The following is a 22,779-nucleotide window of genomic DNA, read 5'->3' as shown; positions in this document are numbered from 1 at the left end:
GATGACGCCGCGCTCGACGGCGCCGGTCACGACGGTGCCGCGGCCGGAGATCGAGAACACGTCTTCGACGGGCATCAGGAAGGTGCCGTCCACGGCGCGTTCAGGCGTCGGGATGTAGGTGTCGAGGGCTTCGGCCAGCTTCATGATGGCCTCTTCACCGAGCTTGCCCTTGTCGCCTTCCAGGGCGAGCTTGGCCGAGCCGTGGATGATGGGGGTGTCGTCGCCCGGGAATTCGTACTTGTCCAGGAGCTCGCGCACTTCCATTTCAACGAGCTCGAGCAGTTCGGCGTCGTCGACCATGTCGCACTTGTTCAGGAACACGATGATGTAGCCCACACCCACCTGGCGAGCCAGCAGGATGTGTTCGCGGGTCTGGGGCATCGGGCCGTCAGCGGCCGAGCACACCAGAATGGCGCCGTCCATTTGAGCGGCGCCGGTGATCATGTTCTTCACATAGTCGGCGTGGCCGGGGCAGTCGACGTGAGCGTAGTGGCGGTTGGCCGTTTCGTACTCGACGTGGGCGGTGTTGATCGTGATGCCGCGGGCCTTTTCTTCGGGCGCCGCGTCGATCTGGTCGTAGGCCTTGGCCGCCGTCAGCGTGGTCTTGCCGTGGTCGACGTGACCGATCGTGCCCACGTTCACGTGCGGCTTGGTGCGGGTGAATTTACCTTTTGCCATTTTTCAATCCTTGAAAGAGCATTCCCGTGTATTGGTTTTATGTCTGCACCCGATTGCTGGTTCGCCTCGCACGGGAACGTGGCGGCACCGGATCGCAGACAAAGAGAGCCACGCACTGCGTGACCCTGCATTCTTGAAAACTTACTTTGCGCGGGCAGCCACGATGGCTTCAGCAACGTTACGCGGAGCTTCAGCGTAGTGCTTGAACTCCATCGTGTACGTGGCGCGGCCTTGCGACATCGAACGCAGCGTGGTCGAGTAGCCGAACATTTCCGACAGCGGCACTTCGGCCTTGATGGACTTGCCGCCACCGATCATGTCGTCCATGCCCTGCACCATGCCGCGGCGTGAGGACAGGTCGCCCATCACGTTGCCGGCGTAGTCTTCAGGCGTTTCGACTTCCACGGCCATCATCGGCTCCAGGATCACGGGGCTGGCCTTGCGGGCGCCTTCCTTGAAACCGAAGATCGCGGCCATCTTGAACGCCATTTCGTTCGAGTCCACGTCGTGGTACGAACCGAAGTGCAGCGTGACCTTGACGTCGACGACGGGGTAGCCCGCCAGCACGCCTTGCGTCAGTGCTTCCACAACGCCCTTTTCCACCGCGGGAATGTATTCGCGAGGAACCACACCGCCCTTGATGGCGTCGACGAACTCGAAGCCCTTGCCCGCTTCCTGCGGCTCGAGCTTCAGGATGACGTGGCCGTACTGGCCCTTGCCGCCCGACTGGCGAACGAACTTGCCTTCAGCATCTTCGACGGTCTTGCGGATCGTTTCGCGGTAAGCAACCTGGGGCTTGCCCACGTTGGCTTCCACGCCGAATTCGCGCTTCATGCGGTCCACGATGATTTCAAGGTGGAGCTCGCCCATACCGGCGATGATGGTCTGGCCCGATTCTTCGTCGGTCTTGACGCGGAACGAAGGATCTTCCTGAGCGAGGCGCTGCAGGGCGATGCCCATCTTTTCCTGGTCGGCCTTGGTCTTGGGCTCGACGGCCTGCGAGATCACCGATTCCGGGAACACCATGCGCTCGAGCGTCACGATCGCCGCGGGATCGCACAGGGTTTCGCCCGTGGTCACTTCCTTCAGGCCCACGCACGCGGCGATGTCGCCGGCGCGGATTTCGTTGACTTCTTCGCGGTTGTTCGCGTGCATTTGCACGATACGGCCGATGCGCTCCTTCTTGCCGCGCACCGGGTTGTAGACGCTGTCGCCCTTGGTCAGCACGCCCGAGTAGACGCGCACGAAGGTCAACTGGCCCACGAACGGGTCGGTCATGAGCTTGAACGCGAGGGCCGAGAACTTCTCGCTGTCGTCAGCCTTGCGGGTGACAGGCGCTTCGTCTTCGTCGAGGCCGTTGACCGGCGGAATGTCGGTCGGTGCCGGCATGTATTCGATGACGGCGTCGAGCATGGCCTGCACGCCCTTGTTCTTGAAGGCCGAGCCGCACAGCATCGGCTGGATTTCGCCGGCGATGGTGCGCTGGCGAATGGCCTTCTTGATTTCTTCCTCGGTCAGCTCATTGCCTTCGAGGTACTTGTTCATCAGCTCTTCGCTCGCTTCGGCAGCGGCTTCGACGAGCTTTTCGCGGTATTCGTTGCAGACGTCGGTCAGGTTCGCGGGGATTTCACCGTAGGTGAAGGTCACGCCCTTGTCTTCGTCCCAGATGATGGCCTTCATCTTCACGAGGTCGACGATGCCCTGGAAGTGCTCTTCGGCACCAATCGGGATCTGGATCACGACGGGATTGGCCTTCAGGCGGTCGACCATCATCTGGCGCACGCGCAGGAAGTCGGCGCCGGTGCGGTCCATCTTGTTGACGAACGCGAGACGCGGAACCTTGTACTTGTTGGCTTGGCGCCAGACGGTTTCCGACTGGGGCTGCACGCCGCCAACGGCGTCGTACACCATGACAGCGCCGTCCAGCACGCGCATCGAGCGCTCGACTTCAATCGTGAAGTCCACGTGGCCGGGGGTGTCGATGATGTTGATGCGGTGTTCTTCGAACTTGCCGGCCATGCCCTTCCAGAAGCAGGTGGTGGCAGCCGAGGTGATCGTGATGCCACGCTCTTGCTCTTGCTCCATCCAGTCCATCGTGGCGGCGCCATCGTGCACTTCACCGATCTTGTGGTTCACACCGGTGTAGAACAGGATGCGCTCGGTCGTCGTGGTCTTGCCGGCGTCGATGTGCGCGGAGATGCCGATGTTGCGGTAGCGCTCGATGGGGGTCTTGCGGGACATGATTTACTTTCGGGTTAAATGCGTTGAGCGCTGGGCCTTGAGCCCGGGCGACATCGCCCGACACTCAACGCCCAACGCCCAAGCGAAGTTTGATTCTTAGAAGCGGAAGTGGCTGAAAGCGCGGTTGGCTTCTGCCATGCGGTGCACTTCGTCGCGCTTCTTCATGGCGCCGCCACGGCCTTCCGTGGCTTCCATGAGTTCGTTGGCCAGGCGCAGGGCCATCGACTTTTCGCCACGCTTGCGGGCGGCTTCCTTGATCCAGCGCATCGAGAGCGCCAGGCGGCGGACCGGACGCACTTCGACCGGCACCTGGTAGTTGGCACCGCCGACGCGGCGCGACTTCACTTCGACCATCGGCTTCACGTTGTTGATGGCAACGGTGAAAGCTTCGAGCGGGTCCTTGTCAGGGTTCTTCTTTTCGATGAAGTCGAGTGCACCGTAAATGATGCGCTCGGCGATCGCCTTCTTGCCGCCTTCCATGATCACGTTCATGAACTTCGACAGCTCGACATTGCCGTACTTGGGATCCGGCAGGATTTCACGTTTGGGGACTTCGCGACGACGTGGCATGTTACTAACCTCTTTGCTTCAGTTGGCACCGTTTCCGGCACCGCGAGAGCCATTCCGGACTCTCACTTACTCGACCCGACATTGGGTCACTTCGTTCGATGTGCCCGCCAAGGCAACCGAACACCGTTTGTTTTTTGCGACAGGAAGGCTTAAGCCTTCTTGGGACGCTTCGCGCCGTACTTGGAGCGCGACTGCTTGCGGTCTTTCACGCCTTGCAAGTCGAGCGAACCGCGCACGATGTGGTAGCGAACACCGGGCAAGTCCTTGACACGACCGCCGCGAACCAGCACGACGCTGTGTTCTTGCAGGTTGTGGCCTTCGCCGCCGATGTAGGAAATGACTTCGAAGCCATTGGTCAGACGGACCTTGGCAACTTTACGAAGCGCCGAGTTGGGCTTCTTTGGCGTCGTGGTGTAGACGCGGGTGCAGACACCGCGGCGTTGCGGCGAGTTCTGCATGGCAGGGCTCTTCGAATTGATCTTTTCGACCGTTCGACCCTGACGCACCAGTTGATTGATGGTTGGCATGAATGAATTAGTCCCAAAACAACCCGGCTTTGGCTCTGAACCGCCCTTGTCCTTGACGTGACGCAAGGCAAGGAAGCCGGGAATAACGAAAACGTGAAACCCTTCGGAAAATTCCGAAAAGCCCACGAGTATAGCAGTCGCCCCCGCCGTCAGCAATTGCTGTGTGCTGGCGTCACTTGATCCAGAGCCGAACGGCATCCCAGGCGCGGCCAAAAATGCCCGCCTGCTCGACGCCCTCCAGGGCGACCAGCGGCACGTCCGCCAGCGGCTGGTCGTCCAGGGTCACCTTGAGCGAGCCCACGGCTTGGTATTTGGTGAACGGCGCCACCAGCGGATCGGGGCGCGCCACCTGGGTCTTGATCTTGTTGGCGGTACCAGCCGGTACCGCGACCACGATCGCTTCCGGGCGACCCAGCTTGAGCGTGTTGGTTTTGCCCTTCCAGACTGCTGGCGTGGCGGCCGGCTGGCCAGCATCGAACAGGCGAACGGCGTCGTAGGCGGTGTAGCCCCAGTTCAGCAGCTTTTGCGATTCGTTGGCACGCACGGTTTCGCCGGAGGTGCCCAGCACGATCGACAGCAGGCGGCGGCCTCCGGTGAGGTTTGGAAAATCGCGCTTGGCGGTGGCGATCATGCAGTAGCCGGCCGCCTCGGTATGGCCGGTCTTGAGGCCGTCGACGGTCGGATCGCGGAACAGCAGCAGGTTGCGGTTGGTGTCGTTGGTCGAGGGTGTGCCGGGATAGCGGTACTTCTTGATGGCGTAGTACTTGGCTTCTTCGGGGAAATCGCGCACCAGCCGGGTGGCAAGAATGCTCAGGTCGCGCGCCGTGGTGGTATGGCCCGGCGCGGTGAGGCCCTCGGGATTCTTGTAGCTGGTGTTCTTCATGCCCAGTGCCTTGGCCTGGGCATTCATGAGCTCGACGAAATGCTCCACCGTTCCGCCCACGCCTTCGGCCAGCGCCACCGTGGCGTCGTTGCCCGACTGCACGATGAGCCCCTTGATCAGATCGTCGACCGGCACTTGCATCTTGGGGTCGATGAACATGCGCGAACCGGGCATCTTCCAGGCGCGCTGGCTGACGGGCATCGTCTGGGTCAGCGTGATCTTCTTGGCGCGCAGCGCGTCGAACACGATGTAGGCCGACATCAGCTTGGTGAGCGAAGCCGGCTCGACCGGGCTGTCGATGTCCTTCTGGGCGAGGATCTGATTGGCCGTGACGTCGAGCAGCAGATAGCTGCGCGCGGCAATTTCCGGCGGCGCCGGGACCTGGGCACCGGCAATCGTGCAAACCGAGGCGGCGGCGGTCAGCACCAGGGCGCGAAACGCGTCAAGAAAACGATTCATGGGAGAAATTGGGAGAAAACGAAAACAAGCCCGCAGGGCTTTCATGCGATGCCCGCGCGCAGATGGCGGACGACCAGACTTTTGAGCAGCGGCAATTGTCCGTGAAAGAAATGGCCGCCCCCGGGGACAACCGTGACAGGAAGTGACTGCGGCCGCGCCCAGTCCATGACGGCCGACAGCGGCACCGTGTCGTCCGCTTCCCCGTGGACCACCAGGGTGCGCTCGTGCGCGTCGGCCGGCAGCGTGGCCACGGCAAAGCGCGAGGCAGCAGTTCCGACCAGAACGAGCTGCCGAATGTCGCGCGACGCCCAGAGCTTTTCGGCCGTGCAGCTCGCCACGAAGGCGCCGAATGAAAACCCGGCGATGGACAGCGGGCCCTCGGGAGCGAGTTGTTCGACGACGTTCAGCATGTCTTCGCGCTCGCCGCGGCCTTCGTCGTGCACGCCTTCGCTGGCACCCACGCCGCGAAAGTTGAAACGCACCGCCGTCCAGCCGCAGGCGACGAATGCGCGCGCCAAGGTCTGCACCACCTTGTTGTCCATGGTGCCGCCAAACAGCGGGTGCGGATGGGCGATGACCGCGATGCCGCGCGTACCGTCAGCCTCGGAGGGCTGGTCGCGCTGGACCTCGATCACGCCGACAGCGCCTTGGAGGCGGATTTTTTCGGTCTGGGAATTCATGGTGCTGTGGATGAAGCGGCCCGGCTGCGGCCGGCCGGGTGCAGGGTACGAGCGCGGAGCATCCGCAAAAGTTCAGCGGCCGACATCGGGCGGCAACACCAGACGCTCGACGATCTTGCCGTTCTTCAGGTGCGACTCGACGATTTCGTCGATGTCTTCGGCATCGACGAAGGTGTACCAGACGGCCTCCGGATAGACCACCGCCACCGGCCCGCCGGCGCAACGGTCGAGGCAGCCGGCCTTGTTGACCCTTACCTTGCCCGGCCCCGCCAACCCGGCTTCCTTGACCTTGGCCTTGCAGCGGTCGAAGCCTTGCTGGGCGTTATGCAGGGCGCAGCAGTCTTCACCGTTCTTGCGCTCGTTGAGGCAGAAGAAGATATGGCGACCGTAGTAGCCGTGCGGCGCGGCTGGAGTGGAACTGGGCATCAAGGGATTTTAGTGACGCCCGCCATGCGCCATCGGTTGCCGCGTTCAGTGGGCCGGACGCCCCCGGCGCGACAGCGCGGCCACAACATAGGCCAGCACCGCGAACGGCCACACCCAGCCCAGCCACTGCACCAGGCCGTGGAAGCGGATGAATCGCCCCTGCTCCCAAGTGGCCAGTGTCTGCGCGAAATACGCGCTCTCGGGCGCCTGGTTCAGCAGGCTCAGCTGGATCACCAAGCCCACCAGCAGCAAGGCTGCGCACAACCGGCGCGGAGCTCCCAGCAACAGCATGCCCGCAACCAAGGCGCTGGCGATGCCGACCTGCACCGGCAGGCCCAGCCATGCCCATGCATGCTCCGGTCCGTAGCTCAAGGCTGCCGAAAGCGCTGAGGCGCCGATGCCGGCCAGCAGCGTGAGCGGCAGCAGCACGGCACGCCGGGCCACCGTACGCGTCACCAGGAAAGCCAGCAGGCAAGGCACAAGGGCCCCGAGCATCACGCACAGCAGTTCGGCGGCGGGCACAAGCGGTTCAAGCTCGAACTGGCGCAGGGGCATCCAGTCGATGAAAGGCGTGTCGAGCAGCCATTCCGAGATGGCGACTTCGAGCCGCTCGAACACCTGGCCGAGCCCGAAGGTCACGGCCGCCGGAAACAGGAGCGCGATCGGCCAGAGTGCCAGGAGCACCAGCGCGCCGCGCGACTCTTCGACGAACCATTGCGAGCGGGTGCGGCTCCAGTGCGCCACCGCGCCAAGGCGCTCCAGGCCCACCGCCAGCATGGCCCCCAGCAGGGCGCCGGAAGTGTTCAGGCCCAGGTCGACATTGGAAGGAATGCGCGCGGGAAGGTAGCTCTGCAGCGTCTCCATCGCAAAGGCCACTGCCGCGCCGGCCATCGTCGCGCGCAGCATGGCGCGCCAGACGCTCGCATCGCGCCGCGTGCGCAGCACGGTCAACGCGCACAGGAACCCGAAGGGCACGTAGCCGCCGACATTGATCGCGAAATCGAACCCCGTCCAGTACTTGGGCCACGACGCCGACAAATAGGCCCAGGGTGCAATGCCCTGGTCGCGCCAGTCCGCGAATGGATAAAGGCTGGCATAGACGATCAGCGCCGCATAGGCGAGCGCAAGGGGCAGCGCGGCGGTCTTGTGCTGCGTCTCCACCTTGGCGGCTCAGAACGGCTTCACGACCACCAGCACCACGATGCCGAGCAGCAGCAAGACGGGGAGTTCGTTGAACCAGCGGTACCAGCGATGGCTGCGCTGCTGGCCTCCGGCCACGAAGCGGCGCAGCAACACACCACAGCCATGGTGATAACCGACGGCGACCAGCACCAGCGCCAGCTTGGCATGCATCCAGCCGTTGCCCGGGCCGCGCCCGATGCCATAACCCAGCCAGAGCCAAAGACCGAAACCCAAGGCCGGAACTGCCAGCAAAGTCGTGAACCGCAGCAGCTTGCGCGCCATCAGCAGCAGGCGCTCACGTTCGGCAACGGACTCCGGCGGCACCATCGCCAGATTGACAAAGATGCGCGGCAGATAGAACAACCCGGCGAACCAGCTTGCAATGAAGACGATGTGAAAAGATTTGACCCAGAGCATGGCGGCAGTTTAGTGGCCGGGCTGCGCCCTTCCGGTCCTGGCCTGCCGTGAACGATGCAGCAGGCAAAAAAAAGCCCGACGTCTGCACGCCGGGCTGGGAAGCCCTTTTGCTGTCACACATCAAGGCACCCGCTCAGGGAGGAAAAGCGGGGAGCGGCAAGCCGCCCGCTTCAGAATTTAACAAAGACGAAACAAGGTTTCAAGCGAAACTGCCACTTTCTTTGACATTTCCGCCCAAAAAAAGAGAACCTTCGAGCTACGGATTCAAGCCATAAACAGGTGATCCTCTTGCGGCTGCCTCGCCCGCGAAACGGCGCTTCAGGCACAATTTTCCGCTTATGACGCCATCCTCCTTCTCCTCCTTCGCCATGTATCCCGCCGGCCGGCCGCGCCGCTTGCGCCGCGATGCGTTCAGCCGCAACCTGGTCAGGGAGCACGCGCTCACGGCGCATGATCTGATCTACCCCGTGTTCGTACAGGAAGGCCAAAAAAAGCGTGATGCCGTGGCTTCGATGCCCGGCGTGGACCGCCTGAGCCTGGACATGCTGCTGCCGCTGGCCGAGCAATGCGTGGAAGCGGGTATTCCGGTGATGGCGCTTTTTCCGGTGATCGATGCAAGCCTCAAAACACCGTCGGGAGACGAAGCCTTCAACCCCGACGGGCTGATTCCGCGCGTGGTCGCGGCGCTCAAGTCGCGCTTTCCGGAACTCGGCGTGATGACCGACGTGGCGCTCGACCCCTACACCAGCCATGGGCAGGACGGCCTGCTCGACGAGACCGGCTACATCCTCAACGACGCCACCGTCGAAGTCCTGGTCAAGCAGGCGCTCGCGCAATCGCAAGCCGGCGTGGACATCGTGGCGCCCAGCGACATGATGGACGGCCGCATCGGCGCCATCCGCAGCGCGCTGGAGGCCCGCGGCGACGTTCACACCCGCATCATGGCGTACAGCGCCAAGTACGCCAGCGCCTTCTACGGTCCGTTTCGCGATGCCGTGGGCTCGGCCGCCATGCTCGGCAAGAGCAACAAGAAGGTCTATCAGATGGACCCGGGCAACAGCGACGAGGCGCTGCGCGAAGTGGGCCTCGACATTGCCGAGGGCGCCGACATGGTGATGGTGAAGCCTGGCATGCCCTACCTGGACATCGTGCGCCGCGTCAAAGACGAATTCCACGTGCCCACCTTCGCCTATCAGGTGAGCGGCGAATACGCGATGCTCAAGGCCGCCGCTCAGAACGGCTGGCTCGATCATGATGCGGTGGTGCTCGAAAGCCTGCTCGCGTTCAAGCGCGCCGGCGCAGACGGCGTGCTCACGTACTTTGCGCTTGACGCCGCGCGGTTGCTACAAAAACAATAGTTCTCGATCAGAGGGGGCCGCGGTGCGGGCCCGAGCGACATATAGAGAGAGCAACAAGGCGGCCCATGCGCATCATCGAAATCAATCGCTCGCAGGTGAGCGAGCATCAGGCGCTGGCGCCGCTCGCGGTGCCCGGCGCCTGTGGCGCACAAGGCTATCTTTGGATTTCGCTCACGCGCGAGGAGTTTCGCGCTTCGCTTGCGGAAGTCCAGCAGATCCTGCAGTCGCTCTGCTTGACCCAACTCGTCGACCTGCACGTGGCCGACCTGCTCAACGACCAGCTGCCCTCCCATTTCGACTACACCTCGAAATACGACGTGCTGGTGTTCCGGCGTCTTTCAAGCGGACCGGGCAAGGCGGCAGCGGGCAACGGCAAAGGCACCAGCGTCGGCGAGCCTCCCCTCGTCGGGCGCCGCGGCCCTCCAGTGCTGCGCCGGGTCGACACTCGCCCGGTTGGTTTCGCGCTGTTCGACCGCGTGCTGCTGTCGGTGCACCCCGAGGAAGGCGCGGGGCGCGACGCCTTTGCCGCGCGGCTGCTGGCGGCCGGCTCGCCAGACGACCAGGGCGCTCCGGCGCTCGACGTGCGCGCCACCTCGGCCCGCGTGCCGACTGGCACCGCCGACCTGATGCTGCGCGTCATCAACCAGATCGTCGACGGCTACCTGGACATGCGCCGCGACCTCACCCGCCAGCTCGACCATTGGCAGACCGAGCTGATCGATCCGCGCAGCCGCTTCACCAACTGGGGCGCGCTGATGGAAACCCGTCAGTCGCTGCACCACCTCGACGAAATCTGCGAGGACCAGCGCGCCGCCATACAGGACTGGATCGATTTGCTCGAAACCTTGCCGTCGCCGAAAGGCGAGGCAGAGCAGCGCGAGCGGGAACTGATCATGGTGCGCAGCCGCGATGTGCTCGAGCACATCGAGCGCGTGGTGCATCACGTGCGCCGGCTCGAGCAGAACGCGGAAACCGCGGTGCAGATGCACTTCAGCGTCCAGGGCCACCGTGCCAACGACATCATGCGGGTGCTCACCGTGCTGACCGCGATCTTTTTGCCGCTCAACCTCATTGCCGGCATCTTCGGCATGAACTTCGAGTTCATTCCGCTGGTGCACAAGGCGGACGGTTTCTGGATCGCGATGAGCGCAATGTTGGCCATCGCGGTGCTGTTGGTCGTGATTTTCTGGCGCAAGCGCTATCTCGCGCGCACACGCTGACGCCTGCCCAACAAAAAAGCCACGCTTTCGCGTGGCTTCTTTTTTAAAGTGGCCCTGGCGGAGGGCCAGCTTTTTCGACCGGCTTACTTGGCGACGGCGCCCGAGCCTTGTTGGGCTTGGACGCGTGCGTCCATCGGGTGGGCCATCGTCGAGACGACCTTGCTGTTGACGCGCGAACCCGAGCTCACATTCTGGTCGGGAGCGTAGGCGGTACGGACCGCTTCGGCTTCGACGAGCGAACGCTCCTTCGACACGGCGACCGTTTCCGGGCCGCGCGAACCGCGGGTCACGTTTTGGTTCGGAGCCGCTGCGGTGCGCACGGCTTCGGCGTTCACTTCGTCACGGCTCTTGGTCGAGACGGCGGTGTTCACGCCGTCGTAGCTTTCAGCTTGGGCGCCGGTAGCGGCCAACAGGGTCAGGGCGGCGGCAGCGAGGATGTGCGAGGTCTTCATTTCAATTCCTTGTGTTCGTTGGATGGTTCGTCCACCAGGCTCGCTCGTTCGCTCACCTGTGCGGCGAGTTTCCAACTGAAACCGCGCTGCAAAACACGTGGAACAGAGACACCGTGTTTCCTCTATTGAAACAATGACAGCCCGAAGGCAGGCACCCGTCGAGGGTGTCCGGATGCCCTGCAAACTTGGGGCTTCCCGGAAAATCCGGGCATGCCGCTCCCGGAGCGGAAACAATGGGCACTTTGACATGGACAGTCTCGATCTGATCAGAACCTTCCGGGAGGTTGCTTCGCAGGGCAGCTTTTCGAATGCGGCCAAGAAACTGGACATGTCGAAAGCCACCGTCAGCAAATATGTGGCGGAACTTGAAACGCGCTTTGGCGTGCGCCTGCTCAACCGCTCCACGCGTTCGGTGAGCCTGACCGACGCCGGCCAATTGCTGCTCGAACGCAGCACGCCGGTTCTCGAGATGGTCGAACTCACGCAGGCCGAGTTGCAGGAGCGCGCCAGGCAGCCCGGCGGGCGCCTGCGGATCTCGGCACCGCACGGCATGGGGAACGGCGAATTTCCGGGCCTTTTGGCCGACTTCATGCGCTACTACCCCGATGTGAGCATCAGCCTGCAGCTGACCAACCGCGCAGTCGATCTGGCCGAAGAAGGCATCGACGTCGACATCCGCAGCGGCCCGGTGGCCGACGCCAACCTGATCGTGCGCAAGCTGATGTTGATGGAGATGGTGGTCTGCGCATCGCCGGTCTACTGGAAGAAGCACGGCAAGCCCGAGCATCCGCGCGACCTCGCCGGCCACGAGGCGCTCACGCATTCGCTGCTGGGCGCCCAGCCGGTCTGGCGCTTCGACGATGGCGGCCAGCCGCTGGACGTGCCGGTCAAGAGCCGCATGGACTGCACCGAGGGCGCGCCGCTGATCCGGGTCGCGATGCGCGGCTTCGGCGTGATCTACCTGCCCTCGATCCTCGTGCAGTCGCACATCGACGATGGCGAACTGGTGCCGGTGCTGCAGGGCTATGCGCGCAAGGACATGTGGTTGTCGGCCGCCTACCTGCAGCGGCGCCACAACAGCGCCGCGCTGCGTGCGCTGCTCGACTTTCTCCAGACCCGCGTCGGCAAAGGGCCGGGCTCCCAGAAGAAATAGAAAAGCCCGGCACGGGCCGGGCTCCGCTTGGCGCAGGCTCGTTCAGCCGACGTGCTTGGCAAAAAACTCCAGCGTGCGCGTCCGCGCGAGCTTGGCGGCCTCGGCGTTGTACGAACCGCGCTGGTCGCAATTGAAGCCATGGCCCGACTCGTAGACATGCACCTGAACCTCGGGATGCGCCTTCTTGAAGGCTTCGATGGTGTCCAGCGGAATCCAGTGGTCCTGATTGCCGAAATGCGCCAGCACCGGCACCTTGGGCTGGCGCGCGGTTTCTTCCGGCGTCGTCATTCCGCCGCCGTAATAGGGCGCCGCGGCGGCAATGCCCGGAACCAGGCTCGCGGCGCGCCAGACCAGCAGGCCACCCCAGCAATAACCCACGATGCCCACCTTGCCGGCTTTGGCCGCATAGGCCACGGCAGCCTCGACGTCCTGCAGCACGCCGGGAGCGGGCAGCGCCTCCACGGCCGTCTTCAGGGCGAAGCCGGCCTTCATGTCATCGTCGCTGTAGCCGAGCTCGACGCCGGGCTTCACGCGATGAAAGGTCGAGGGCGAAACGGCCAGGTAGCCGTCTGCGGCATAGCCGTCGGCCACCGATCGGATGTGCGAGTTGACGCCGAAGATTTCCGGCACCACCACCACGGCACCCCGCGGCTTGCCGGCAGGTTCGGCCACGTAGGCCGGAAAGACAAAGCCGTCCTTGGCGGTGAGATCGATGAATTGACCCATGGTTGTCATGCTCCTTGATAGCGAATGAGTTGAATCGAATGAAAGGGTTGCCGCTAGCGCTTTTGCTGCAGCGCGCGCTCGACGAAATCAAGCCGGTCCTGGCCCCAGAATATCTCGCCGTCGATGACATAGCTTGGCGCACCGAACACCTGGATGTCGATCGCTTCCTGGGTGTAAGCCTCGTAACGCTCCTGCACGGCTTGGCTCAGCGACTGCTCCGTGCGCTTGGCCGGCAGGCCGCATTCCGCGACCAGCGATTCGAGCACCTTGGGATCGCCGATGTTCCGCTCCTGCACCCACACGGCGGCAAATATCGCGCTGCACACGCGCATGGCCACATCGGTGCCGTCGTGCAGATCGACTGCGATGATCAGCCGCGCCGCATCGTCGCCCGACACCGGAAAGAATTTGGGCTTGAGGTTCAGCGGCAAATCGAGGTGGCGCGAAAAACGGGCCAGTTCCAACAGCCGGTAGGCTTGGCGCTGCGGTGCCCGCTTGCCGAGGGGCAGCCCGCCCGAGATCGGATAGACACTGCCCAGGTCCACGGGCCGCACGCGCACCGTGGCACCCGCTGCAGCCGCGATGGCGTCAAACCGGGCATGCCCCAGATACGTCCACGGGCTCTGTGGCGCAAAGTAATAGTCGATCGTATGGCTCATGCGCTCGCCCTCGATGATGTAATCCAGCGAACGGTTTTAACTGACACGCAGTTTTTGTGCAGGAGGTCGGATTTGGACCAGGTACTCTTGATCACGGGTGGCGGCCGCGGCATCGGCGCTGCCACCGCCTTGCTGGCGGCAAAGCGCGGCTACGCGGTGGCCGTCAACTACGCGAGCAACTCGCTTGCCGCGGACGAGGTGGTGCGCACCATCCGCGCTGGCGGCGGCACAGCGGTGGCCGTGCAGGCCGACGTAGGCGACGAGGCGCAGGTGACCGCCATGTTCCAGAAGGTCGATGCCAGGCTCGGCCGCCTCACGGCACTGGTCAATTGCGCCGGCGTTGTCGACGTGCAGGCCCGCGTCGATGAAATGACTGCGCTGCGCCTGGAGCGCATGTTCCGCACCAACGTGATCGGCAGCTTCATCTGCGCGCGCGAAGCCGTCCGGCGCATGAGCACCCGGTACGGCGGCGCGGGCGGCGCCATCGTCAATGTCTCCAGCGCCGCGGCGCGGTTGGGCTCGCCCGGCCAGTACGTCGACTATGCGGCCAGCAAGGGCGCCATCGACACCTTCACCATCGGCCTGGCCAAGGAGGTCGGCGCCGAGGGCATCCGCGTCAACGCGGTGCGCCCGGGGCTGATCGACACCGAAATCCACGCTTCGGGCGGCATGCCCGACCGCGCCTTCGAGCTGGCGCCCACCGTGCCGATGCAGCGCACCGGCAGCGCGGAAGAAATTGCGGGCGCCATCCTGTGGCTGCTGTCCGAAGAGGCCAGCTACACCACCATGGCCCTGCTCGACGTGACCGGGGGGAGGTAAGTGAGTACCTCGATGGACCTGATCAAGCCGCTGGTCACGCTGGTGGCCATCGTCAACCCGCTGGCCATCGTGCCTTTCTTCATCCACTACACGCAGGGGTATTCGGATGCGCAGCGCCGGCACACGGTGCGCATGTCGGCCTTCAGCGCCTTCGTGGTGATTGCGGTCAGCGCGCTCATCGGGCTGCAGCTGCTGGCGTTCTTCGGCATCTCGATTGCCAGCTTCCAAGTGGGCGGCGGCCTGCTGCTGCTCATGAGTTCGCTGTCCATGCTCAATGCGAAGCCGGCCGAGAGCAAGACCAACGTCGAGGAGCTGCGCGCCACCGAGGTCAAGGCCTCCATGGGCGCGTCCATCGCGGTGGTGCCGCTCACCATTCCGCTGCTCACCGGGCCGGCCACCATATCGACCGTGGTGATCTACGCCGACAAGACGCAGCACCTGTGGGAGCTCGGGCTGCTGGTGGGCTACGGCGTGGTGGTGGCGCTGGCCACCGCGCTGGCCTTTTCGCTCGCGCAGCCGATTGCGCGCGTGCTCGGCAAGACCGGCATCAACATCATGACGCGGCTCATGGGCCTGATCCTCGCGGCGCTCGCGGTCGAGGTCATGGCCGACGGCCTCGGCAAGCTGTTCCCGATACTGCAGCGCGTGGGCTAGGGCCGCTTCAGGTCAGCATCTTCTCGATGATCCGCCAGTGCGCGGGCTCGACCGGCGTGATCGACAGCCGGTTGCCCTTGCGCAGCACGACCAGGTCGGCCAGCTCGGGCCTGGCGCGCAGCTCGGGCAAGGCCAGCAGCCGGGTCTTGCGAACAGCCTGCACGTCGACCAGCAGCCAGCGCGGATCGTCCTTCTTCGATGCTGGGTCGTAGTACGGCGACTTGGGATCGAACTGCGTCGGATCGGGCTTGATGCCCGAAGCCACGCGCGCAATGCCCGCGATGCCCGGCTCGGGGCAGCTCGAGTGATAGAAGAGCACGCCGTCCCCGACCTTCATGCCATCGCGCATGAAGTTGCGTGCCTGGTAGTTGCGCACGCCGGTCCACGCCACCGTGGCGCCGGGCGCGGCAAGCGCGTCGTCGATCGAGACCTCGTCGGGCTCGGATTTCATCAACCAATACTGGGACATTGCGGGCTCGTCACGGGAGTTGGCCGCAAATATAAACCCGCCTCAGCCTGTGACTACGGTGTCACATAGTCAGACACGACGACCCATTTCCCGTCCTTGATCTGGGACAAACGGGATTGGTCGTTGCCCAGGCGCTTGGTGGCGGTGTAGGTGCTCTTGGCGCTGCCGAACATGTCGGGCTCGAAGGTCATGGTGTCCATCGCCTTGATGAAGCTGTCGGTCGTCAGGTTGGGGCCGGCCTTCTGCGCCGCCTTGATGAACGAGTCGATGATGATGTAACCATAGACCGAGAACACCGTCGGGTCTTCGTTGAACTTGGTCTTGTACTTGTTCGCCCAGAAGCGCAGCGGCTGCGACTGTTCGTCGGTGTAGGGATTCTGCACCGTCATGGTGGCGTAGATGCCGTCCATCGCCTTGCCGCCGAGCTTGTGGATCAGGTCGGTATAGGAGGCGCTCGAGCCCAGGAAGGTCGGGTTGAAGCCCGTCTTGCGCGCCTCGCCCACGGTGCCGATGGTCTCGCGGATGATGGTGCCGAGCACCACGAGGTCGCAGTTGGCGGCCTTCATCTTTGCGACCTGCGAGCTGAAATCGGTGGCGCCGCGCTTGAACGACGTTTTCTCGGCCAGTTCCAATCCAGCTGTCTTGAGACCGGCCTCGGCACCTCGCTGCACCTCGAGCCCGAACTCGTCGTCCTGGTAGATGGTGCAGACCTTTTTTGCACCCTTCTCCTTGATCATCTTGGGCAGGGCCAGGCGGATCTGGTCGTAGTAGGTAGCAGCGAACGAATACTTGAGCCGGTGCAGCGGCTCGTACATTTCGCGCGCGGCGGTAATCGGCATGAAGTTGACGATGTTCTTCTCGAACTGAACCGGCATGGCCGCCATGTTCTGCGCCGTGCCGATGTGGCCGGCCATGATGAAGATCTTTTCCTGGTTGACCAGCTTCTGCGCCGCGAGCACGGCCTTCTTCGGGTCGTAGCCCGAGTCTTCGACGAAGAGCTTGAGCTTGCGGCCGTGGATGTTGCCCTGCTCGTTGAGTTCGTCCACGCGCAGCTGCATGCCGTTGCGCGCCTGCTTGCCGAAGCCCGCGAGCGGGCCCGAGAGGTCCTGGATCGTGCCGATGCGGATCTCGTCCTTGCTCACGCCCTGTTGCTGCGCGGACGCGAACGTCGCGATCAGGCCCAGCACGGCCAGAGTCGTCAGTGTCTTGAGCTTCATCATGGCGTTGTCTCCTCGGGTTGACAAAAAACGATTCGGCGATGCCGGTCAGCGGTACATCGCCTCGATGCGCTCGGCATACTTGGTCTGCACCAATTTGCGCTTGAGCTTCATCGTCGGCGTGAGCTCTTCGTCCTCGGCACTCAACTGCGTTTCGAGCAAGAAGAATTTCTTGATCTGCTCGACCCGCGCAAACTTGGCATTGACGCGGTCGATCTCGCCCTGGATCAGGTCCAGCACCTCTTGCGCGCGCGTGAGGCTTTCGTAGTTGCTGAAAGGCACATCGTGGTCCTGCGCAAATTTTTCGACGTTCTCCTGGTCGATCATGACGATCACCGTCAGGTAGGGCCTCTTGTCGCCGATCACCACCGCATCGGTGATGTAGGGGCTGAACTTGAGCTCGTTCTCCAGCTCGCTCGGCGTGATGTTCTTTCCACCTGCCGTGATGATGATGTCCTTCATGCGGTCGGTGATGCGGAAATACCCTCCCGCGTCGACCGTCCCCACGTCGCCGGTGTGCAGCCAGCCATCGGCGTCGATGGTCTCTGCGGTCTTCTCCGGCAGGTTGAGGTACCCCATGAAGACATTGGGGCCGCGCACCAGGATTTCGCCGGTCTGCGGATCGAGGCGCACCTCGTTGTAGCTGGTGGCCGGGCCAATGGAGCCCGGCATGATGCGCGACGGCGGAACGCCCGTGGAAGCGCCACACGATTCGGTCATGCCCCAAACCTCCAGCATCGGCACGCCCAGCGCCAGGTACCAGCGCACCAGTTCGGGCGAGATGGGCGCCGCGCCGGTCACGAGAAACCGCGCACGGTGGATCCCGATGAGCTTGCGCACGTTGTCCAGCGCCAGCCAGCGGGCCAAGCGAAACTTGAAACGCAGCCCCGCACCCACCGGCTGGCCCTGGAGCACGCGTTCGGCAATCTGCCGGCCCACGCCGATGCTCCAGCCGTAGGCGGCCTGCTGCAGCCGGCTCGCCTCTTTCAGCGCGATCATCACGCCGGAATAGAACTTTTCCCACACGCGCGGCACGGCGGTGAACACTGTGGGCGAAATCTCGCGCACGTTCTCGGGCACCGTCTCGGGGTTCTCGACGAAGTTGAGGATCGAGCCGGTGTACATCGCGAAGTATTCGCCGCCCATGCGCTCGGCGATGTGGCACAGCGGCAGGAAGCACATGCGCTCGTCGCCCTCGCCCTGCGACAGCAAGGAGTTGTAGCCGCGCATGGTGTACACCAGCCCGCGGTGGCTGTGCATCGCGCCCTTGGGCTTGCCGGTGGTGCCCGAGGTGTAGACGAGGATGGCAAGGTCCTCGGGCCGGCAGCCGGCAATGCGCTGCTCCAGCGCCTGCGGGTGGTCCTGCAGATGGGCGCGGCCGAGCGCACGCAGTGCGTCCAGGCTCATGACGCCGGGATCGTCGAGCTCGCGCAAGCCCTCCATGTCGAACACGACGACCTTGCGCAGCAGTGGCAGTTGCGCGCGCACTTCGAGCGCCTTGTCGAGCTGCTCGTCGTCCTCGACGAAGAGCACGGTGGTGCGCGAGTCTTCGCAAAGGTAGTGCACCTGTGACGCGGCATCGGTCGGGTAGATGCCGTTCGACACGCCGCCGCAGCTGAGCACGGCGACGTCGCACAGCACCCATTCGATGACGGTGTTGGCCAGGATCGAGGCGCATTCGCCCGTCCCGAAGCCGAGCGCCAGCAGGCCACCCGCAATCTCGCGCACGGCCTCGGCGGTTTGGCGCCAGGTCCAGCTGCGCCAGATGCCGAACTCCTTCTGCCGCATCCAGACCTTGTCGGCGCGCAGTTCCACGGCCTTCCAGAACACGGCGGGAATGGTGTCGCCGGGCACGACGACGCCTGGCGTGGGCTGCAGGTGCGCCAAGTCCCACAGGCCGGCGGGCGGGCGCAAGGCGACGGGGGTGGTCATGCGGTCATCTCCACGTCTTCTTCTTTTTCCAGCGCCGCTCGCCGCGCACGCCGTCATCCTTGACGCCGAGGTAGAACTCCTTGATGTCTTCCTTCTCGCGCAGGCGTTCGCAGGTGTCTTCCATGACGATGCGGCCGTTCTCGAGCACGTAGCCGTGGTCGGAAGCGTTGAGCGCCATGTTGGCGTTCTGCTCGACCAGGAGGATGGTGGTGCCGCGCTCGCGGTTGATGCGCACGACGATCTCGAAAATCTCTTTCGTCAGCTTGGGGCTGAGGCCGAGGCTGGGCTCGTCGAGCAGGATGAGATGCGGCGCGGCCATGATGGCGCGCGAAATCGCGAGCATCTGCTGCTGGCCGCCCGAGAGCAGGCCGGCGTCCTGCGTGGCACGCTCGCGCAAAATGGGAAAGTAGGTGTAGACGCTCTCCATGTCCCGCGCCACGCCGTCGCGGTCCTTGCGGGTGTAAGCGCCCATGAGCAGGTTTTCCCTCACCGAGAGCAAGGGAAACACTTCACGGCCTTCGGGCACGTGGCTCAGGCCCTGCTGGACGATGTAGGCCGGGTCCTTGGCCGTGATGTCGTGCCCCTTGAATTCGATGCTGCCTTTTCTCGGGTCGATGATTCCGGAGATCGTCTTCAGAATGGTCGTTTTTCCTGCACCGTTCGAACCCAGGACTGTCACGATCTCGCCCTGCCTGACTTTCAGGCTCACGCCGCGAATGGCCTTGATGGGGCCGTAGGCGCTTTCGACGTTGAGCAGCTGGAGGACGACGTCGGTCATGCTCGGATTCCTTCGCAGGGGCGGCGTTGAGCCCCATGCCCCCGGCGGGCCGACGTCACCGGCCGCTTCGCGGCTCCCCTGCGCTGCTCACGACAGGCGGGGTCTCGCAGAACTCGCTCCACTGCGTTGCGCTCAAACAGCTGCGAGCCCTGATCCGCCTGTCGCTCCGCTGCTCGGCGGCGCCTCAACGGCCCGCCGGGGGCATGGGGCCCAACGCCGTGGGCACGCTCAAGGTGTTTCCTCCACCCCCAAGCCCGGTGTGCGGTGCGGGGTGGGCGCCCCCTCTGTGCCGCCGAGGAGCGCAGCGTTTCGCGGATCAGGGCTCGCAGCTGTTTGAGCGAAGCGAGTTCTGCGAGACCCCGCGAAACGTGAGCACCGCAGGGGAGCCGCGAAGCGGCCGGCATAGTGGGGGCGCCCGCGCCGTGCCGCATACCGGGCGTCTCTCCAAAGGTAGCGAACAAGAGGTTCACGCCGCCACCCTCCTCAAGCTGCTCACGTCGTCCACAGTCCCAAGATAGGCTTCGATAACGCGCGCATCCGCCTGCACTTCGCGCGGCGTGCCCGTGGCCAGCACCTCGCCCATGTTCATCGCCAGCACGCGGTCGGACACCTTCGACACCAGCGACATGTCGTGCTCGACCATCAGCACCGACACGCCCAGCTCTTGCTGGATGTCCTGAATCCAGAACGCCATGTCGGCCGTTTCCTCGACATTGAGCCCCGACGATGGTTCGTCCAGCAGCAGCAGCTTGGGTTCGGTGCACAGCGCACGCGCCAGCTCCACCACCTTGCGAACGCCATACGGCAACCCCGCCACCATCGAATCGCGATGATGCTGCAAGTCCAGCAGTTCGATCACCTGCTCCGCCTTCTCGCGCGCCGCGATCTCGGCGCGGCGCGTGGCGGGCGTGAAGAACACCTCGCTCCAGAAACCCGTCTGCCGGTGCGTGTGGCGGCCGATCAGCAGGTTGTGCAACACGGTAGCGTGCTCGAAGAGCTCGATGTTCTGGAAGGTTCGCGCAATGCCGAGTGCGGCAATCGCATGAGGAGCCTGGTGCGTCAGGGCCAGCGGACCGGCTGCTTCACCGTGCCATGTGATCTCGCCCATGGTCGGCGTGTAGATGCGGCTGATCAGGTTGAACACCGTCGTCTTGCCCGCGCCGTTGGGGCCGATCAGCGTGAACACCTCGCCGCGCCGCACGTCGAAGCTCACCTTGTTGACCGCGAGCACGCCGCCGAAGCGCACGCTCAGGTCTTTCGCCGAAAGAAGAACGTCGCCGCTGCTCATCTCAGCCGATCCGACTTGGTGAATGACTTCTGCCGCTTGAACAAACCCTTGCGGTAGAACGGAAAGAGCTGCAGCCACGTTCGGATCTTGAGCCAGCGTCCGTAAAGCCCCAGCGGCTCGAACAGCACGAAGGCGATCAGCACCAGGCCGTACACCAGCCCCTGCAGCCCCGGTGCCTGTCCGACCACGGCCGGCAACCAGTCCTTGCCCATCGAGATCAGTTGCGGCATCGCGATGAGGAAGATCGCACCCAGGAATGCGCCGTGCACCGACCCCAGCCCGCCGATCACCACCATCAGCAGCAGGTCGATCGACTGCAGGATGTTGAACTGGTCCGGTGAGATGAAGCTGAGCTTGTGCGCGTACAGCGCACCGCCCAGCCCCGCGAGCGCGGCCGAAATCGCGAACGACATCGTCTTGTAGCGCGCCAGGTGAATGCCCATGCTCTGCGCGGATATTTCCGAATCGCGGATGGCGACGAAGGCGCGGCCCGTCGGCGAGCGCAGCAGGTTCAGGATGCCCAGCGTGCTGAGCACCGCCACCACCAGACACAGAAAGTAGAAGCCGTTGCCCGACCCCAGCGACCAGCCGAAGAGCTGGGGCGACTTCACGTGCAGCCCCGAATTGCCGCCCGTGACGCTCTCCCAGCGCGCGAACACCTCCTCGACGATGAAGCCGAACGACAGCGTCGCGATGCCGAGGTAGATGCCCTTCACGCGCAAGGCCGGCAAGGCCACCACCACGCCCACCGCCGCCGAGAGCGCCGCGGCCGCAAGCAGCGCGATCGGAAACGGCACGCCCAGGTTGGTCAGCACGCCCTGCGTATAGGCGCCCGCGCCAAGAAAGGCCGCATGGCCGATGGAGAACTGCCCCGTGAAGCCCGCCAGCAGCATCAGCCCCAGGCCGACGATGCCGTAGATCAGCACGAAGGTCAGTTGCGCGAGCCAGTATTCGTCGATCACCCATGGCGCGACGATGAGGAACGCGACCAGGAGCCCATACCAGAACACATGGCCGCCGTGCCGCGCAAGGCGGATGTCCTGGTCGTAGCTGGTCTTGAAGATGAAGCGCATGGGTCAGATCCGCCGAAGAGCTTGGGCGCGCATGGTTCAGACTTTCTTGCGCAGCTTTTCGCCGAACAGGCCGTTGGGTTTGATCATCAGCATCAGCAGCACCACGATGTAGGGCGCCGTGTCCTTGAAACCGTCGGGCAAATAGAAACCCGCGAACGATTCGACGATGCCGATCACCAGCCCGCCGACGATGGCTCCCGGCAGGCTGCCGAAGCCGCCCACCACCGCGGCCGGAAAGGCCTTGAGCCCGATGAAGCCCATGTTCGCGTGCACGAAGGTGATGGGCGCGAGCAGCATGCCGGCAATGGCCGCGACCGCTGCCGCCAGGCCCCATACCAGCCCGTTGAGCCGCTTCACCGGAATGCCCATGTAGTACGCCGCGAGCTGGTTCTGCGACGAGGCCTGCATGGCGATGCCGAGCTTGCTGTAGCGGAACATCGCGAACAACAGGCCGCACAGGATGGCTGTGGCGATGATGATGGCCAGCTGCTCGAGGTTGACCACCAGCCCGCCCAGCTTCCAGATCTGGTCCTTGTAGGGCACGGCCAGGGTGTGGGTGTCGGTGCCGATGCCCGGCACCATGGTGATGAGGCCGCGCGCCACGTAGGCAATGCCGATGGTCAGCATCACGATGGAGAACTGCGGCTGCCCGAGGATCGGGCGAATTACCACCAGCTCCAGCAGCACCCCGAAAGCCGCCATGGCCACTACTGCCAGCAGGGCCGCGAGCCAGAACGGCAGGCCGAACAGCGACATGCCGGCAAATGCGCCAAAGGCGCCGAGCATCATCAGATCGCCCTGCGCAAAGCTCACGGTTTCAGTGGCCTTGTAGATCAGCACGAAGCCCAGCGCGATCAATCCGTAGATGCAGCCCTGCGCAATGCCGGACAGAAGGAGCTGGAGAGTCTGCATGCGGCT

General features: G+C 64.1%; 25 protein-coding genes. 6 read left to right on the top strand and 19 right to left on the bottom strand.

Annotated features, from left to right (window positions below; translation table 11 throughout):
• The 9 genes from ASC78_RS06795 to ASC78_RS06755 all read right to left on the bottom strand — a co-directional run.
• A partial coding sequence (locus tag ASC78_RS06795; protein ID WP_157634399.1) for a GTP-binding protein occupies positions 1–678 on the bottom strand: 678 nt, incomplete at its 3' end.
• A gap of 141 nt (positions 679–819) precedes the next feature.
• A complete protein-coding gene (gene fusA, locus ASC78_RS06790) occupies positions 820–2,919 on the bottom strand; it encodes an elongation factor G (RefSeq protein ID WP_055798278.1) in 2,100 nt (699 codons plus the stop codon).
• A gap of 96 nt (positions 2,920–3,015) precedes the next feature.
• Positions 3,016–3,489: a 30S ribosomal protein S7 gene (gene rpsG, locus ASC78_RS06785; RefSeq protein ID WP_013543947.1), complete on the bottom strand. Its 474-nt coding sequence runs from the start codon at positions 3,487–3,489 to the stop codon at positions 3,016–3,018.
• Between the two features lie 149 nt (positions 3,490–3,638).
• Positions 3,639–4,016 carry a 30S ribosomal protein S12 gene (gene rpsL, locus ASC78_RS06780; RefSeq protein ID WP_013543948.1) on the bottom strand — a complete coding sequence of 126 codons (378 nt, stop codon included), beginning with the start codon at positions 4,014–4,016 and terminating at the stop codon, positions 3,639–3,641.
• A gap of 172 nt (positions 4,017–4,188) precedes the next feature.
• A complete protein-coding gene (locus ASC78_RS06775) occupies positions 4,189–5,358 on the bottom strand; it encodes a D-alanyl-D-alanine carboxypeptidase family protein (protein WP_055798276.1) in 1,170 nt (389 codons plus the stop codon).
• Between the two features lie 41 nt (positions 5,359–5,399).
• Positions 5,400–6,038: an alpha/beta hydrolase gene (locus ASC78_RS06770; protein WP_055798274.1), complete on the bottom strand. Its 639-nt coding sequence runs from the start codon at positions 6,036–6,038 to the stop codon at positions 5,400–5,402.
• A 72-nt stretch (positions 6,039–6,110) separates the two neighbouring features.
• Positions 6,111–6,464 carry a (2Fe-2S) ferredoxin domain-containing protein gene (locus ASC78_RS06765; protein WP_055798271.1) on the bottom strand — a complete coding sequence of 118 codons (354 nt, stop codon included), beginning with the start codon at positions 6,462–6,464 and terminating at the stop codon, positions 6,111–6,113.
• Positions 6,465–6,509: 45 nt separating this feature from the next.
• Positions 6,510–7,625 (bottom strand): VanZ family protein, encoded by a 1,116-nt coding sequence (locus ASC78_RS06760; protein ID WP_055798268.1) that lies wholly within the window; start codon positions 7,623–7,625, stop codon positions 6,510–6,512.
• A 9-nt stretch (positions 7,626–7,634) separates the two neighbouring features.
• Positions 7,635–8,063, bottom strand: coding sequence for a CopD family protein (locus ASC78_RS06755; RefSeq protein ID WP_055798265.1), 429 nt, complete (start codon positions 8,061–8,063; stop codon positions 7,635–7,637).
• 47 nt (positions 8,064–8,110) lie between these two features.
• Here ASC78_RS06755 and ASC78_RS27390 point away from each other — a divergent pair, with 47 nt between their 5' ends.
• The 3 genes from ASC78_RS27390 (at position 8,111) to ASC78_RS06745 (ending at position 10,641) form a co-directional block, all read left to right on the top strand.
• Complete coding sequence (locus tag ASC78_RS27390; RefSeq protein ID WP_157634398.1) at positions 8,111–8,338, top strand: hypothetical protein; 228 nt, start codon at positions 8,111–8,113, stop codon at positions 8,336–8,338.
• Between the two features lie 93 nt (positions 8,339–8,431).
• On the top strand, positions 8,432–9,421 hold the full coding sequence (gene hemB / locus ASC78_RS06750) for a porphobilinogen synthase (protein ID WP_055798262.1): 990 nt from the start codon (positions 8,432–8,434) through the stop codon (positions 9,419–9,421).
• 65 nt (positions 9,422–9,486) lie between these two features.
• Entirely contained in the window at positions 9,487–10,641 is a 1,155-nt protein-coding gene (locus tag ASC78_RS06745; protein ID WP_055798259.1) for a magnesium transporter CorA family protein, read from the top strand.
• An 83-nt stretch (positions 10,642–10,724) separates the two neighbouring features.
• On the opposite strand, the gene ASC78_RS06740 is transcribed toward ASC78_RS06745, so the two are convergent.
• Positions 10,725–11,093, bottom strand: a complete 369-nt coding sequence (locus ASC78_RS06740) for a DUF4148 domain-containing protein (protein WP_055798257.1) — start codon at positions 11,091–11,093, stop codon at positions 10,725–10,727.
• Between the two features lie 247 nt (positions 11,094–11,340).
• Here ASC78_RS06740 and ASC78_RS06735 point away from each other — a divergent pair, with 247 nt between their 5' ends.
• Complete coding sequence (locus ASC78_RS06735; RefSeq protein WP_055798254.1) at positions 11,341–12,246, top strand: LysR family transcriptional regulator; 906 nt, start codon at positions 11,341–11,343, stop codon at positions 12,244–12,246.
• 42 nt (positions 12,247–12,288) lie between these two features.
• Here the strand turns inward: ASC78_RS06735 and ASC78_RS06730 are convergent, their stop codons facing one another.
• Both ASC78_RS06730 and ASC78_RS06725 read right to left on the bottom strand, forming a co-directional pair.
• Positions 12,289–12,972 carry a dienelactone hydrolase family protein gene (locus ASC78_RS06730; protein WP_055798251.1) on the bottom strand — a complete coding sequence of 228 codons (684 nt, stop codon included), beginning with the start codon at positions 12,970–12,972 and terminating at the stop codon, positions 12,289–12,291.
• 53 nt (positions 12,973–13,025) lie between these two features.
• Positions 13,026–13,631, bottom strand: coding sequence for a 2-hydroxychromene-2-carboxylate isomerase (locus ASC78_RS06725; protein WP_055798250.1), 606 nt, complete (start codon positions 13,629–13,631; stop codon positions 13,026–13,028).
• 72 nt (positions 13,632–13,703) lie between these two features.
• Here ASC78_RS06725 and ASC78_RS06720 point away from each other — a divergent pair, with 72 nt between their 5' ends.
• Together ASC78_RS06720 and ASC78_RS06715 are read left to right on the top strand one after the other, a co-directional pair.
• Entirely contained in the window at positions 13,704–14,450 is a 747-nt protein-coding gene (locus tag ASC78_RS06720; protein WP_055798247.1) for an SDR family oxidoreductase, read from the top strand.
• Positions 14,451–15,104 carry a MarC family protein gene (locus ASC78_RS06715; RefSeq protein WP_015867683.1) on the top strand — a complete coding sequence of 218 codons (654 nt, stop codon included), beginning with the start codon at positions 14,451–14,453 and terminating at the stop codon, positions 15,102–15,104.
• 7 nt (positions 15,105–15,111) lie between these two features.
• On the opposite strand, the gene ASC78_RS06710 is transcribed toward ASC78_RS06715, so the two are convergent.
• The 7 genes from ASC78_RS06710 to ASC78_RS06680 all read right to left on the bottom strand — a co-directional run bounded on the left by ASC78_RS06710 (position 15,112) and on the right by ASC78_RS06680 (position 22,773).
• Positions 15,112–15,573 carry an EVE domain-containing protein gene (locus ASC78_RS06710; protein ID WP_055798244.1) on the bottom strand — a complete coding sequence of 154 codons (462 nt, stop codon included), beginning with the start codon at positions 15,571–15,573 and terminating at the stop codon, positions 15,112–15,114.
• A 53-nt stretch (positions 15,574–15,626) separates the two neighbouring features.
• Positions 15,627–16,790 (bottom strand): ABC transporter substrate-binding protein, encoded by a 1,164-nt coding sequence (locus ASC78_RS06705; protein WP_055798326.1) that lies wholly within the window; start codon positions 16,788–16,790, stop codon positions 15,627–15,629.
• A gap of 48 nt (positions 16,791–16,838) precedes the next feature.
• Positions 16,839–18,722, bottom strand: a complete 1,884-nt coding sequence (locus ASC78_RS06700) for an AMP-dependent synthetase/ligase (protein ID WP_055798241.1) — start codon at positions 18,720–18,722, stop codon at positions 16,839–16,841.
• A 4-nt stretch (positions 18,723–18,726) separates the two neighbouring features.
• Positions 18,727–19,500 carry an ABC transporter ATP-binding protein gene (locus ASC78_RS06695; RefSeq protein ID WP_055798237.1) on the bottom strand — a complete coding sequence of 258 codons (774 nt, stop codon included), beginning with the start codon at positions 19,498–19,500 and terminating at the stop codon, positions 18,727–18,729.
• Between the two features lie 466 nt (positions 19,501–19,966).
• A complete protein-coding gene (locus ASC78_RS06690; protein WP_055798234.1) occupies positions 19,967–20,788 on the bottom strand; it encodes an ABC transporter ATP-binding protein in 822 nt (273 codons plus the stop codon).
• The gene (locus ASC78_RS06685; RefSeq protein ID WP_055798230.1) at positions 20,785–21,861 is read right to left on the bottom strand and encodes a branched-chain amino acid ABC transporter permease; all 1,077 of its coding nucleotides are present in this window, start codon (positions 21,859–21,861) and stop codon (positions 20,785–20,787) included. Before ASC78_RS06685 ends, ASC78_RS06690 begins: the two co-directional genes overlap by 4 nt.
• Before the next feature lie 36 nt (positions 21,862–21,897).
• Positions 21,898–22,773 (bottom strand): branched-chain amino acid ABC transporter permease, encoded by an 876-nt coding sequence (locus ASC78_RS06680; protein WP_055798227.1) that lies wholly within the window; start codon positions 22,771–22,773, stop codon positions 21,898–21,900.
• Positions 22,774–22,779: the final 6 nt, after the last annotated feature.

The sequence above is a fragment of the Variovorax sp. Root318D1 genome, from assembly GCF_001424835.1.
Lineage (GTDB): Bacteria > Pseudomonadota > Gammaproteobacteria > Burkholderiales > Burkholderiaceae_C > Variovorax.
The sequence above is the reverse complement of the archived record's forward strand: the minus strand, read 5'-3'. Positions and strand labels throughout refer to the sequence as shown.